Annotated in this window: 12 protein-coding genes; 11 read left to right on the plus strand and 1 reads right to left on the minus strand. The window is 34.7% G+C overall.

The window, feature by feature from the left end; genetic code table 11:
- Nucleotides 1-33 precede the first annotated feature (33 nt).
- Nucleotides 34-930 (plus strand): TIGR01777 family oxidoreductase, encoded by an 897-nt coding sequence (locus FNE73_RS04620; RefSeq protein ID WP_143883590.1) that lies wholly within the window; start codon nucleotides 34-36, stop codon nucleotides 928-930.
- A 184-nt stretch (nucleotides 931-1,114) separates the two neighbouring features.
- Nucleotides 1,115-2,503 (plus strand): dihydrolipoyl dehydrogenase, encoded by a 1,389-nt coding sequence (lpdA, locus tag FNE73_RS04625; RefSeq protein WP_143883591.1) that lies wholly within the window; start codon nucleotides 1,115-1,117, stop codon nucleotides 2,501-2,503.
- Between the two features lie 85 nt (nucleotides 2,504-2,588).
- Here lpdA and FNE73_RS04630 read toward each other — a convergent pair whose 3' ends face one another.
- Nucleotides 2,589-3,950 carry an aldehyde dehydrogenase gene (locus FNE73_RS04630; RefSeq protein ID WP_143883592.1) on the minus strand — a complete coding sequence of 454 codons (1,362 nt, stop codon included), beginning with the start codon at nucleotides 3,948-3,950 and terminating at the stop codon, nucleotides 2,589-2,591.
- A 179-nt stretch (nucleotides 3,951-4,129) separates the two neighbouring features.
- Here FNE73_RS04630 and FNE73_RS04635 point away from each other — a divergent pair, with 179 nt between their 5' ends.
- From FNE73_RS04635 to FNE73_RS04675, 9 genes are all read left to right on the plus strand, one after another.
- Nucleotides 4,130-4,630: a hypothetical protein gene (locus tag FNE73_RS04635; protein WP_143883593.1), complete on the plus strand. Its 501-nt coding sequence runs from the start codon at nucleotides 4,130-4,132 to the stop codon at nucleotides 4,628-4,630.
- A gap of 211 nt (nucleotides 4,631-4,841) precedes the next feature.
- Complete coding sequence (locus FNE73_RS04640) at nucleotides 4,842-5,456, plus strand: outer membrane beta-barrel protein (RefSeq protein ID WP_143883594.1); 615 nt, start codon at nucleotides 4,842-4,844, stop codon at nucleotides 5,454-5,456.
- Between the two features lie 427 nt (nucleotides 5,457-5,883).
- Nucleotides 5,884-6,252, plus strand: coding sequence for a DNA glycosylase family protein (locus FNE73_RS04645; protein ID WP_143883595.1), 369 nt, complete (start codon nucleotides 5,884-5,886; stop codon nucleotides 6,250-6,252).
- A 231-nt stretch (nucleotides 6,253-6,483) separates the two neighbouring features.
- The gene (locus FNE73_RS04650) at nucleotides 6,484-7,098 is read left to right on the plus strand and encodes a TetR/AcrR family transcriptional regulator (protein WP_143883596.1); all 615 of its coding nucleotides are present in this window, start codon (nucleotides 6,484-6,486) and stop codon (nucleotides 7,096-7,098) included.
- Between the two features lie 75 nt (nucleotides 7,099-7,173).
- Nucleotides 7,174-7,689 carry a carboxymuconolactone decarboxylase family protein gene (locus tag FNE73_RS04655; protein ID WP_143883597.1) on the plus strand — a complete coding sequence of 172 codons (516 nt, stop codon included), beginning with the start codon at nucleotides 7,174-7,176 and terminating at the stop codon, nucleotides 7,687-7,689.
- Between the two features lie 326 nt (nucleotides 7,690-8,015).
- A complete protein-coding gene (locus tag FNE73_RS04660; RefSeq protein WP_143883598.1) occupies nucleotides 8,016-8,609 on the plus strand; it encodes a TetR/AcrR family transcriptional regulator in 594 nt (197 codons plus the stop codon).
- Nucleotides 8,610-8,678: 69 nt separating this feature from the next.
- Entirely contained in the window at nucleotides 8,679-10,031 is a 1,353-nt protein-coding gene (locus tag FNE73_RS04665; RefSeq protein WP_143883599.1) for a TolC family protein, read from the plus strand.
- A 7-nt stretch (nucleotides 10,032-10,038) separates the two neighbouring features.
- Nucleotides 10,039-11,100, plus strand: a complete 1,062-nt coding sequence (locus FNE73_RS04670) for an efflux RND transporter periplasmic adaptor subunit (RefSeq protein ID WP_143883600.1) — start codon at nucleotides 10,039-10,041, stop codon at nucleotides 11,098-11,100.
- Between the two features lie 6 nt (nucleotides 11,101-11,106).
- The gene (locus FNE73_RS04675; RefSeq protein ID WP_143883601.1) at nucleotides 11,107-14,295 is read left to right on the plus strand and encodes an efflux RND transporter permease subunit; all 3,189 of its coding nucleotides are present in this window, start codon (nucleotides 11,107-11,109) and stop codon (nucleotides 14,293-14,295) included.
- The last annotated feature ends 189 nt before the right edge of the window (nucleotides 14,296-14,484 follow it).

Raw genomic sequence — 14,484 nt, forward strand, 5'->3', positions numbered from 1 at the left:
ACAAACCATTAATCTATATAACTTTTAATTAAAATGAAAATAATCATCGCAGCCGGAACTGGTTTCTTAGGCAAAAATCTTGAAGAATATTTTATGCAAAAAGGAGATCAGGTTTATATTTTAACCAGAAATCCAAAACGTAAAAACGAAATTTTCTGGGATGCAAAAACTTTAGGGGAATGGAAAAATTTACTTGAAAATTCCGATGTTCTTATAAATCTTGCAGGAAAATCTGTAGATTGCCGATATACAGACAAAAATAAGAAGGAGATATATTCTTCACGTATTGAAAGTACTAAAGTTTTGCAGCAGGCGGTCGATTTATGTACCAATAAACCTAAAATTTGGTTAAACGCAAGTTCAGCAACGATTTATATTCATTCAGAAAAACAGTTAAATACAGAAGAAAATGGTATTATCGGGGACGATTTTTCTATGAACATTTGTAAAAGCTGGGAAAGTGAATTTTTCAGATCCAAAACAGAATATGTAAGAAAGGTGGCTCTGCGAACTTCAATTGTTTTAGGAAACAACGGCGGCGCTTTTCCAAAGCTTAATATCCTGACTAAAATTGGTTTGGGTGGTAAACAGGGAAGGGGAAATCAGAAAATAAGCTGGATACATATTGACGATTTTTGCAGAGCAGTTGAGTTTGTTATTGCAAACGAAGATCTTACGGGTGAAATCAATATAACTGCGCCCAATCCTTTATCTAACAATGATTTTATGAGAAATTTAAGAAAGGAAATGAAAGTTCCTTTTGGGCTAAATGCTGCGGTTTGGCAATTGGAAATCGCCTCTTCGGTCATGGGAACTGAAACCGAGTTATTACTAAAAAGCAGAAATGTATATCCGGAAAAGTTGATTAAAAACGGTTTCAGTTTCAATTATCCGGATGTTGGAAAAGCTTTGAAAAACCTTATTAAATAAGTTTTATATAGGTTTAAGCCGAATCTGATTTTGTTTTGGGAAATTGAGAAAAAAACAAAACCGAATGAAATTGAGCCAGATTCTGCAGGGTTTGAATTAATTTGAGACAGCCTTAATTGATGAAAAAACCGTAGGGCGTAACATCCAATATTTTTCCTTAAATTCGCATAAAAATTTTAAGCTAATGAATTACGATATTATTGTCATCGGGAGTGGTCCCGGTGGATATGTTACAGCAATCAGAGCGGCGCAGTTGGGTTTCAAGACTGCAATTATCGAAAAAGAAAACTTAGGGGGAATCTGCCTGAATTGGGGTTGTATTCCAACAAAAGCTTTATTGAAATCTGCTCAGGTTTTTCATTATATTAATCATGCTGAAGATTATGGATTAAATAAAGTAGAAGCTAGTTTTGAGTTTCCAAACGTAATTCAGAGAAGTCGTGGGGTTGCCTCAAAAATGAGCAAGGGAATTGAATTCCTGATGAAGAAAAATAAAATTGATGTAATTCTTGGTACAGCTAAAGTTCAGAAAGGTAAAAAAGTTTCTGTAACGGATAAAGAAGGAAAAGTAACCGAGTATACAGGTACTCATATCATTATCGCTACAGGTGCGCGTTCAAGAGAATTGCCAAATCTTCCACAGGACGGTAAAAAAGTAATCGGATACAGACAGGGATTATCTCTTCCTGAGCAGCCAAAATCTATGATCGTAGTAGGTTCCGGAGCTATCGGGGTAGAGTTTGCTGATTTCTATAACACAATGGGAACAAAAGTTACTGTTGTTGAATTTATGCCAAACATTGTTCCTGTAGAAGATGAGGAGATTTCAAAACACTTGGAAAAATCTCTGAAAAAATCAGGAATTGAGATCATGACCAATGCTTCTGTAGAAAGTGTTGATACAAGCGGAGAAGGTGTAAAGGCTAAAGTGAAAACAGCTAAAGGAGAAGTTACTCTGGAAGCAGACATTTTACTTTCAGCAGTTGGTATTGCTGCAAATATTGAAAATATCGGACTTGAAGAAGTGGGAATTCAGACAGATAAAGGAAGAGTTTTGGTAAACGAATGGTACGAAACTTCAGTTCCTGGATATTATGCAATCGGAGATATTATTCCAACTCAAGCTTTGGCTCACGTTGCTTCTGCGGAAGGAATTACCTGTGTTGAAAAGATCAAAGGAATGCATGTTGAAAAAATTGATTACGGCAATATTCCCGGATGTACTTACTGTCATCCTGAAGTGGCTTCTGTTGGTCTTACAGAAAAGCAGGCAAAAGAAAAAGGTTATGAAATCAAAGTGGGTAAATTTCCTCTTTCTGCAAGTGGAAAAGCAACAGCAAACGGCAATACAGACGGTTTTGTAAAAGTAATTTTCGATGCTAAATACGGAGAATGGTTAGGCTGTCACATGATTGGAGAAGGAGTTACAGATATGGTTGCTGAAGCAGTTGTCGCAAGAAAATTAGAAACGACAGGTCACGAGATCATCAAGTCTATTCACCCGCACCCTACAGTTTCAGAAGCAATTATGGAAGCTGCTGCAGCTGCTTATGGCGAGGTAATTCATATTTAATAAATAGTTTTGACCTATTTTCAGGGAAAAAATAGAAGGAGAATCAATAATGGTTCTCCTTTTTTATGGACCTGTATTTATTTATCTAAAACATTTTTTTGATCCAGTGAAGTTTTTTCTCAGAGTAAGGAGGGTATTTGATGTTGGGTTCGCCCCAGTTGACTCTTTCAAGAATAGCTTTCTGATGCGAGAAAGTTTCAAAACCAAACTTACCGTGATAGCTTCCGATTCCGGAATTTCCGACACCTCCAAAAGGGAGATTTTTATTGCCTAAATGCATAATCACATCGTTGATACAGCCACCGCCAAAAGAAATTTTTTGGGTGAAATGCTGTTTTTCTTCCGAATTGTTGCTGAATAAATATGCTGAAAGAGGTTTTTCTTTTTCAAGAATATCATTAAGAGCAATATTAAAGTTACTGAATGTTAAAACCGGAAGTATAGGTCCGAAAATTTCTTCCTGCATTATATCATCTTCCCAATTTGTATTTGAAAGAATTGTGGGTTCAATATAGAGATTTTCACGATCATAATTTCCGCCATAATAGATTTTTTCTGTATCTACTAAGCTAAGAAGTCTGTCAAAATTTTTATCGTTTATGATTCTTGTATAGTGTTCTGCATTAGGCTGATAATTAAATTGCTTAATATATTTTACCAGAGTTTCCATAAACTGTTCCTGTATAGATTCTTCTACCAAAACATAATCAGGGGCAACACAGGTTTGTCCTGCATTCAGAAATTTTCCCCAGACAATTCTTTTGGCTGCAACTTCAAGATTGGCGTCTTTGGTGACAATTGCGGGAGATTTTCCTCCAAGCTCCAGAGTAACAGGTGTAAGGTTTTTTGCAGCGGCTTCATAGACTATTTTTCCGATCTTGGTACTTCCTGTGAAAAATATTTTGTCAAATTGCAGTTTTAGAAGTTCAGTAGTTTCATCAACTCCGCCTTCGAAAACATACAGATATTCAGGAGGGAAGTTTTCGTTGATAATTTTTGCCATCAGTTTCATGGTATTTTCTGCAATTTCGCTTGGCTTCAGAATACAGCAGTTTCCGGCAGCCATTGCAGCGATAAGAGGGGAAAGTGATAATTGATAAGGGTAATTCCATGCTCCGATAACAAGTATATTGCCTAAAGGCTCAGGATAAATTCTGCTTTTTCCAATTTGGTTGGTGAGATTGGTGCTTACTTTTTTTGGCTTGGAAAGTGATTTTAAATTTTTCAGATAATATTTAATATCATTCAGAATAAATGAAATTTCAGTAGTAAAGGTATCAAACCTGGATTTTCCAAAATCTTTTTTGATTGCTTCATATAAAGAATCCTCATTCTTTTGAATCAAATCTTGCATTTTCTCCAGATACATCTTTCTGAAATTAAGATTTTTTGTTTTATGTGTTTTAAAAAAGTCTTTTTGAAGCTGTACTATTTCTGAAATATTCATAAATATAAATTTAGATAATCAGAAGCAATTTTTCTGCCTAAAAAATTTAAGAATATAATTCAGTAAATTCCATTACAGCATTAAAGTTATTATTGCCGGGTTAAAATTAGATAAAACTGCTGTGGCATTGTGTTTGCTCCCAAAAGAATATTGAGTTAACAACGAAAAATAGAATCATTATGAAAAAACTATTATTATTAGGAGCTTTTGCATTATTTGGAACAATCAATGCACAAAGCGGCTTTAAGCTTGGTGGTCATATTGGTGCTCCTGTAGGAGATGCCTCAAAAGTTTCAAGCTTCACACTTGGAGTAGATGCTGCTTATATGTGGAACATTATAAGAGGACTGGATGTAGGAATTGCATCAGGATATTCTCACTTTTTCGGAAAAGACAGATGGGATGATTTTGGTTTTATTCCGCTTGCTGCATCAGGAAAATACAAATTTGCAAGTGTTCCTTTGTTTGTAGGTCTTGATCTGGGAGGTGCTATTTCAACCAAAGATGGTGTAGACAGCGGCTTGTATGTTTATCCTAAAGTTGGTTATCAGATGTCTAATGCAGAATTGTATCTGGGATATCAGAATATCGGAAGTGAAAGAAGAGATTTTGACAGAGACAGAAGGATAGATTCAAATTTTGGTGCAATTAATTTGGGTATCAACTTTTTCCTTAAGTAAAATATTTTTTTAGTTATCATATCATACTCCAATTGCAAAGTTGGAGTTTTTTTTATTTTATTTTTAAATTTTATACAATTAAGTCTCGTTAAAGCGATTTTAGTCCATAAAACCTCAGTATTGGTGAGTGATATTAATCATGTTAACAAATTTTAATATTGCAAATATCACTTATAAATTTGCAGTCAGAAAATATTAAATAATTTAAAACATGAAAAAAATATTATTAGCAGCTGCAGTAGTAGCTTTTGGTTTATCAAACGCTCAAATCGCAAAAGGAACTACTTATGTATCAGGAGTAGTTGGATATTCTTCTACAGAAAATAACAATGATGATACTAAAGTAGAAAACTTCGCAGTTGTCCCAACAGTGGGTTATTTTGTTGCACCAAACTTGGCAGTAGGTTTAGGAGTTGGTTATGCATCAGCTAGTGAGAAAGAAACTTTTCAAAATGGTTTCGATAAATATACTCAGTCTGCATTTGTAGTTGAGCCTTTCGTAAGAAAATACTGGACTTTAGGAGATAAATTGTATATCTTCGGTCAGCTTTCAGTTCCTATGCAGTTTGGGAATGAAAAAATGGAAGAAAACTTAAACAACACTACAGTTTCAAACAAAGTAAACTATAACTCATTTGGTGTTTCTGTAAAACCAGGTTTAGATTATTTCTTAAACAAAAACTGGACTATTGAAGCAACTATCGGAGAGTTCGGTTACAATACATCAAAATATGATGTTGACGGAGCAAAAAATGTAAACAACTTCAACTTCGGATTGAACCTTGCTAACGTTGGTATCGGTGTGAAATATGTTTTTGCTAAGTAATAAATAATTTCTGAACATTTGTTTAGAAGTAATCATTACATTAAATAATATAATAGTCTGGTAATTTTTGCCAGACTATTTTATTTTGCTATTGTTTAAATCAACTTGATTTTGCATTAATTATAATGCTTTTTTAATGTAAAAGGTTGTCAGGATTCTTTTATATACTAACTATTTCTAAGTTTGCAAAGGCGTTTGACTTCGTCGAATCTTCAATTTCACTCAGCAAATAACTCAGAGGGTTTTCAATGATGACAAATTACGAACAACCATTAAAATAAAAGGAATAATGAATATTGAAAATGAATTATTTTTTCACAAAAGTTTTTAAATGGAAATATTTATCATCCAGAGACAAAAAATATCAGTAATTTTATCATAAAACATTTTTTTATCTTAGTTTTTTCTACATCATCAAATTAAGTTTATGAAATTAAGCATAGAAAATAATTTAGCTAAGTCAGATCCTGTTCTTGAAAAGATTATTTCCCAAATACCCAGTATTATTATCAATTCCACAAATAATATTTTTCACGATGTAATAAGCTGTATTATAGAGCAGCAAATCCATTACCGAAGTACTAAAAAAGTCTTTGAAAAAGCTTTGGAGCGAGCAGGAATTGAATTTTTAACTATAGAGAATTTTCATTTAATTGAAAAACATTCTCTTTCAAAAATCAGACTCTCAATGGGAAAGTATGAGACTATGATGGCTTTTATAGAATATTGGAATGCAAATACAAAAGACTTTAGTAAATTATCTGACGAAGAAATAAGAAAAGAGTATCTGCTGTAAAAGGAATTGGCAGATGGACTATTGATATGATTTTGCTTTACACTCTGCAGAGACCAGATGTTTTTCCCTATGATGATTTCCATCTAAAAAATATCATGGTTTCACTTTATAATCTAGATCCTAAAATTAAACTGAAAACACAAATGTTGTCAATAGCACAACATTGGGGAAATCAAAAGTCATTAGCTGTATTATATCTACTTAGCTGGAAAAACTTACAAAAACAATACAATGCGAAGAGCCAGAACCGAAATATCTAAAGAAAACCGTAAACAATTTATTTTAGATTGTGCAGAAGAGCTAATTCTTGCAGAGGGTTTATCAAGTTTAAGTTTAATAAAAGTATCTAAAAAAACCAAGCTTGCCGTTGGTACTATTTATCTTTATTTTAGTAGCAAAGAGGATATCATTGCAAATCTTACAATTAAATCCAGAGAAATTTTACTTGAAAAGTTTATACAATATACCAGCGAAAAAGAAAATGCCATTGAAAAAATAGCTGAACTTCTTAAGGCATTTTATTCTTTTTATAAAGAAAAGCCTTTCTATAATCAGCTGGTGTCCTTCTATGAAACCAATTCAGGTCTTGAAGAAACTGAAGAATTAAAAGCAGCAAGCTTCAATATAACAAAACTAGTGTCAGATATTATAAGAGAAGGAAAAAAAGAAAATATCATTCAAAAAGATTTAAACGAAATGGAATTTTCGTTCTGGCTTTGGGCAACTACCATCGGTGTTATTCAGCTTTTAGAAATAAAAGGGAATATAGTGACTGATACATTAAAACAATCTGAATCTGAATTTTATAAAAACCATATTAAAATGATAATCAGTTCTTTAGGTTAATAGTTTAAAAATACAAAAATAAATGAATGTAGTTCATTTATTTTTGTATTTTTGTTCTTATTAAAACTTAAAGAAATGAAAGAAACAAAAATTAGATTATTTCAAGAAGCTGAAAAATTAGGAATGTTTGTAGTTGGTCAAAAAAGACCAGACATTTTTAATGCCTTTTTGAATCTGGCTCATGAGGTTATGCATCCCGAAAGTGCTTTTAGTCCCTTAATTAGAGAGTTGCTGGGTTCCTATGTATCAAAGAAGTTCGGGTGTAGTTTTTGTCATTTAGGACATTTAGAAACAGCTTTTGCTATTGGCGGAGATAAAGTAAGAACGCTTGTAGACAATCCGTCAGAAGAATTAAAACCAGTATATTCACTGGCTGATAAAATAGTTGATAACGCTGTAAAAGAACAAGACGTAGTAGATTTTCTTAATTTAGGCTATACTGAAAAGCACTATGAAGATATTGTTTTTGTATGCGCTTTATTTGGATTTGCTAATCGAATGGTTACCGGCTTTGGAATTGAATACAATCCAACACGAGATGAATCGTCTTCTCGCTATTTAGCAAGAGGATATAAAATGATAAATAATTAAACTGACTCTGGTAATTTTCATAATGCTTATATTTCTTACATTAGAATAAGCTTAACCAAATCTAGACAAAGCCGCTTCGCTTATTAACAGTAATTTACATAATCCTTAATTGATAAGTGTAACGGCTTTGTATATTAGGATAAAGAATATTATAGTGCTAGTTTCTTTATTCCTGCCTTATCATTCTGATCTATAGTCTCACTTTATTGTATAAATGATATTGACAATATATGATGCATATCATAATAATTTTATTAATATTTTAGTTTAACAATTTTGTCAAAACATTTGTTTGGTATAAATTTGCACAAATTTGTTTAACAAAAATGTCAAATCAAAATAAGAAAGATCAAACTCAGGAATTAATAAAAGATACTGCCAAGAATTTGTTTTTCGTACAGGGAAAGTTCAATTCAACGACACAGGAAATTGCAGATGAAGCAGGAGTAAACAGAACTTTGATTAATTACTATTTCAGATCAAGAGATAACCTCATTCAGATTATTTTTAACGAAGCACAACGTGTGGAAAAAGAAAAATCTGAAATCATTATGAATTCTGATCTGCCACTCAAGCAGAAAATCAGCGAGTTTATAGAAGGAAGTCTGTCAACAAGCCTGCAATATCCATATCTTGAAACTTATATTGTTTCTCAAATCAATAAAGGAACCTGTCATCAAAAAGATATTGAAGAGAGAGATCTGAAAAGGCTGTATGACGATATTGAAAAGGAAATGGATAAAGGCAATATCGAAAAAATGGCTCCCGTTCAGTTTCTGATCAATATGGTTTCGCTACTGGTTTTTCCAAGTGCAGTGAGACCTTTATTCATGGAAAATCTTATGCTTAGCGAAAGTGAATTTAATAAAATTATTTCCGAGCGAAAAGAAATTATCATCAATATGCTTTTTAAGAATTAATTTTTAAAGTAAATGAAACAGTATTCCGTCATTTAATAATAACATAGAAAAATAAACGAAGTATAAATTATGAACAGAAAACGTATAACTGCTAAAAAACTCAAAATAGGAGTTGCTGCAGCATTTATGTTGTTTACCTCTTCTTCTGCATTTGCCCAGCAGCAGGTTTCTTTACAGGAAGCCATCAAACAGGCTCTTCAGAATAAAGCGGAAGCCAAAAAGGCAGCTTTGCAGGTAAAAAAAGCAGAGTACAAGATCAATGAAGCAAAGGCAGGAGCCTTGCCTCAGATAAGTGCTAATGCGGGTTTAACGTATAATCCCATCATTCAGGAGTCTTTGCTTGAATTTGGAGGTCAGCGTTTACGAGCACAGTTGGGTCAGCCTTGGGTTTCTCAGGCAGTCGTGCAGGTTCAGCAGGCAATTTTTGACCAAAGAGTTTTCACCGGACTGAAAGCAGCAAAATCAACCAGAGAATTTTATATCCTCAATGCACAGCTTACCAACGAACAGCTTATAGAAAATGTTGCAACCGCTTACTATCAGGTTTTTGTACAGGAAGAAAATCTTAAAACCATTGAAGCCAGCTACGCTAATACCGAAAGAGTACGCAATATCATCAAAAGTCTGGTAGATAATGGTCTGGCTAAAGGAATTGATTTGGACAGAACCAATGTGCAGCTTACCAATATAGGTTCTAATAAGCAGCAATTGATCAATGCAGTTGAACTTTCAAAAAATGCGCTGAAGTTTTATATGGGAATCCCTATTGACACAGCAATTGAACTGGAAGAGAAAACGATAGAACCACAGCCTCAGCTTTTAGAAAATACAGTAAATCTGAATAACAGAACCGAGCTGAAAGTCCTTAACAAAAACAGAGAACTTTTGGTATTCAATAAAAAGGCAACGGAAGCATATCTTTATCCAACTGTCGGACTGCAGGCAAATTACGGATGGGCAGGAATGGGTTCTAAATTTCCTTTAACCAATGGTTTCAACAACGGAGTTTTGTGGAGCGATTATTCTGCAATCGGATTGAATATCAATATTCCGATTTTTACAGGAGGATCTACCAAATCTAAAATCCAACAGGCGGAAATTGATATTCAGGATCTGGATCAGGATATTCAGAACACGCAGCAAAGTCTTGATCTTGATTATAAAAATGCAGTTACCAATATTGAAAACTCTTTAATCAATATCGAAAGCATGAAGAGTAATGTAGCACTTGCCGAGAAAGTACAGAAAGATACACAGGCAAACTACCAATATGGCCTTGCTCCTCTTACAGAAGTTTTGGATGCTGAAAATGCACTTACCCAGGCAAAACAGAACTACGCCAATGCACTTTTGGACTATAAGCAGGCAGAAATTAAATTAATAAAAGCTAAAGGAGAACTCAATACACTACAAAACCCATAATTAAACAATGAAAAAAACTTTAATATACATTATCGTAGCTGCTGTACTGATAGGTTTGGCAGCATGGAAAATTGCTGATAATAAGAAGAAACAGGAAACAGAAGTAAAAGAAGTAGCAAAACAGGTTGATAAAATCAATGTAAATGTAGTTACTGTTTCCAGAGAAAATATCAATACAGATTACTCAGCCAACGGAACTTTTATTCCAAAGCAGGAAATGAATCAGTCAGCTGATATTTCCGGACGTATTGTAAGCGTGATGGTAAAAGAAGGAGCAAGAGTTGGTGCAGGTCAGGTTTTGGCTACAATAAAAAGAGACGCTATTGAAGTAGATGTTACTCAGGCTCAGAATAACTTACAAAACGCGATTATTGACAATCAACGTTACGAAAACGCTTTCAAAACAGGCGGTGTTACCAAACAGCAGCTTGATAACTCCAGATTACAGCTTAAAAATGCACAGGCTGCAGTAAGAGCACAAGGTGTGAGAGTAAATGATACAAGCATCAGAGCGGGTATCAGCGGAACAATCAACAAAAGAATGGTAGAGCCGGGAAGCGTAGTTGCTCCGGGAACTCCTTTATTTGAAATTGTGAATATCAATACTTTAAAACTTTCAGTTTTAGTAGATGAAAGCCAGATTGGAAGAATTTCATTAGGTCAGGATGTTGCTATTAATGTCAATGTTTTACCAGAAGAATCTTTCAGCGGAAGAATTACTTTCATTGCTCCGAAAAGTGATGCTTCTCTGAATTTCCCGGTTGAAATTGAAGTTCAGAACAGAGGAAATCTGAAAGCAGGGATGTACGCGACAGCAATATTCAAAACCAATAACGGAGCTGAAACACAAAATATGCTTACCGTTCCTGCAGAAGCATTTGTAAACGGAGTAAGTTCAGGGCAGCTATTTGTTGTAAATAATGGAACTGCGAAACTCATTAAAGTTCAGACCGGAAAAGTGTATGGTGATAAAGTACAGATTTTAAGCGGACTTAACGGTGGTGAACAAGTGGTAACAAGTGGACAGATCAATCTGGACAACGGTTCAAAAATCAATATCGTAAAGTAAGAGAAGATGAAGTTAGCAGAAATATCCATTAAAAGACCATCCCTTGTCATCGTATTGTTTACGATTCTTACATTGGGAGGTTTATTAAGCTACTCCATGATGGGGTACGAGCTGATTCCGAAGTTTGAAACCAATATGGTAACCATTTCTACGGTATATCCGGGAGCTTCACCGAGCGAGGTAGAAACTTCGGTAACCAGAAAGATTGAAGATGCTGTTGGTTCTTTGGAAAATGTAAAAAAAGTTGAATCATCTTCCTATGAGAGTTTGTCGGTAATTATGGTTCAGCTGAATACCGGAGCCGATGTAAACTATGCTTTGAATGATGCTCAGAGAAAGGTAAATGCGATTCTGGCAGATCTTCCGGAAGATGCAGATCCGCCTTCTTTGCAGAAATTCTCATTAGATGATTTACCAATCATGACTTTGAGTATTACCAGTGGTAAACTAAATAATAAAGAGCTTTATGATCTTTTAGATAAAAAAATAGAGCCTATTTTCTCAAGAGTAAATGGTGTTGCTCAGGTTGACCTTATTGGCGGACAGGAGAGAGAAATTCAGGTAAATCTGGATGAAAAGAAAATGCAGGGGTACGGCATTGCTATTGGAGATGTGCAGCAGGCAATTTTATCTTCCAATTTAGATTTCCCTACCGGAGCACTGAAAACAAGAACTTCAAGATCAACGATCAGACTTTCAGGAAAGTACCGTAACATTGAAGAGATGAATAATCTTGTGGTTTCCAATAAAAACGGAGCACAGGTTCGTTTGTCTGATATTGCTATGGTTTTTGATACTCAAAAAGATGTAGAAAAAGTAGCACGTTTTAATCAGAATCCTACGATTTTACTTCAGGTAAAAAAACAGTCTGATGCCAATGCGGTTTCTGTTTCGGAAGCTATTCAAAAAACAATTGCTCAGGTTCAGGAAGATTACAAAAATCAGTCACTTAAAGTGAATATCGTTGATGACAGCACCAATTTCACGTTAGATGCAGCAGATCACGTAATATTTGATTTATTTCTTGCCATTATTCTGGTAGCGGTTGTAATGCTTTTATTCCTTCACAATATCAGAAACGCATTTATTGTAATGGTTTCTATTCCGGTATCATTGATTGCAACGGTTATTGGAATGTATTTGATGGGATATACTCTTAACTTAATGAGTTTACTTGGTCTTTCGCTTGTGGTGGGTATTCTTGTGGATGATGCCATTGTGGTATTGGAAAATGTTTACCGTCACATGGAGATGGGGAAAAGCAGAATCCGTGCAGCATATGACGGAGCTTCAGAAATTGGCTTTACGGTAACGGCAATTACTTTGGTAATCGTTGTAGTATTCCTTCCGATAGCAATGAGTTCAGGATTAGTTTCTGATATTCTTGCGCAGTTCTGCGTAACGGTGGTAATTGCAACAATGTTCTCATTATTGGCATCATTTACCATTATTCCTTGGTTATCTTCAAGATTTGGTAAATTAGTTCATTTGACAGGTAAGAATCCTTTCGAGAAATTCATTCTCTGGTTTGAAAAGCAATTAGAAAAGTTTACTCAGTGGATCAGCGGAATTCTGGAATGGTGTCTTAAAACAACTTTAAGAAGAGTAATGACTGTGATCGTGACTTTCATTATTTTAATTTCTTCATTTATGCTGGTAGCGTTCGGATTTATTGGAGGTGAATTTTTCCCTAAAATGGACAGAGGACAGTTTCTTGTTCAGATGGAATTGCCAAAAGATGCTTCTGTAGAAAAAACCAATCAGGTAACTTTGGAAGTTGAAAAGTATCTCCGAAATGATAAAGATGTAGTAGATATGATTACCACAGTAGGTCAGCAGTCTTCCGGATTTGGTGGAGTTCAGGCTACTTTGTATCAGTCAGAAATTCAGGTTATCTTAGTGGATAAATCAGAACGTAACGAAAGTACCGATATTAAATCTGCCAAAATCAAGAGAGCTTTAGAAGAAAAATTTACAGGAGTTGAGTTCAAAACAGCGCCAATCGGTTTAATGGGGGCAGACAATGCGCCAATTGAGTTGGTGGTAACTGCTCAGGATAACGAAACGGCGAATAAAGAAGCCAACAGAATTTTGGAATTGCTTAAAAAAGTACCGGGATCTGTTGATGCAGAATTATCTACCGATTCCGGAAATCCTGAAGTTCAGGTAAATATCGACAGAGATAAAATGTCTTCTTTAGGATTAAATCTTGCAAGTGTAGGACAGACTATGCAGACGGCATTCAGCGGAAATACAGATGGGAAATTCAGAGCTGGTGAATATGAATATGATATTAACATCCGTTTTGGTGATGCCAACAGACAATCTATTGAGGATGTAAGAAATTTAATTTTCACCAATCCTCAGGGAGAACAGGTAAGACTAAGTCAGTTTGCTGAAGTGAAAATGGGATCTGGACCAAGTTTGCTTGAACGTAGAGATAAATCACCTTCTGTAAAAGTAAAATCTAAAGTAGTGGGTCGTCCTGTAGGAGATGTAGCGAATGAATGGGCAGCTCAGTTTATGGATAACGAAAAAACAAAACCTGCTGGTGTAAGTTATATTTGGAGTGGAGATATGGAGAACCAGACAGAAGGTTTCGGTACTTTAGGAATCGCTTTATTGGCAGCTATTGTATTGGTATATCTGGTAATGGTATCGCTGTATGATTCATTTGTGTATCCTTTTGTGGTATTATTTTCTATTCCTCTGGCGTTAATTGGAGTAATGGTAATTCTTGCTATCACAGGAAATTCTTTGAATATCTTCACCATGCTCGGAATGATTATGTTGATCGGTTTAGTAGCGAAAAATGCAATTATGATTGTCGACTTTGCCAATATGAGAAAAGCAGCGGGGGCAAATACACATGATGCGTTGATTCAGGCAAACCACGCCCGTCTTCGTCCGATTTTGATGACAACAATTGCGATGATTTTCGGGATGATTCCGATTGCTATTGCAAAAGGAGCGGGAGCTGAAATGAATAATGGTTTGGCATGGGTAGTAATCGGTGGTTTAACATCATCTTTATTCCTTACATTGATTATTGTACCGGTAGTTTATTCATTGTTTGATTCTATCTTAAGAAGAATGGGTAAACATGAAAAAGTAGACTACGATGCGGAAATGAAGGCAGATTATGAACACAGAGAACTGAGTGAGGATGGTTTTACTCCTAAACACGTAGATTAAATTTATAACAGCCATTAATTAACCTTAAAACCGTATCAGAAATGATGCGGTTTTTCTATTTATGTATAAGAAAAGTGATTCATAAAAATTATACATTTAGTAAAGAAAGTAATTTCAGCAGAATTTCGTAGAAAAGTTCAATCATTTTATTGGTATTCGTACCAATCAATAAAAAAAGCTTCCAGAATC

Origin of the sequence: Chryseobacterium binzhouense, assembly GCF_007474545.1 — a bacterium.
Classification (GTDB): Bacteria; Bacteroidota; Bacteroidia; order Flavobacteriales; family Weeksellaceae; genus Chryseobacterium; species Chryseobacterium binzhouense.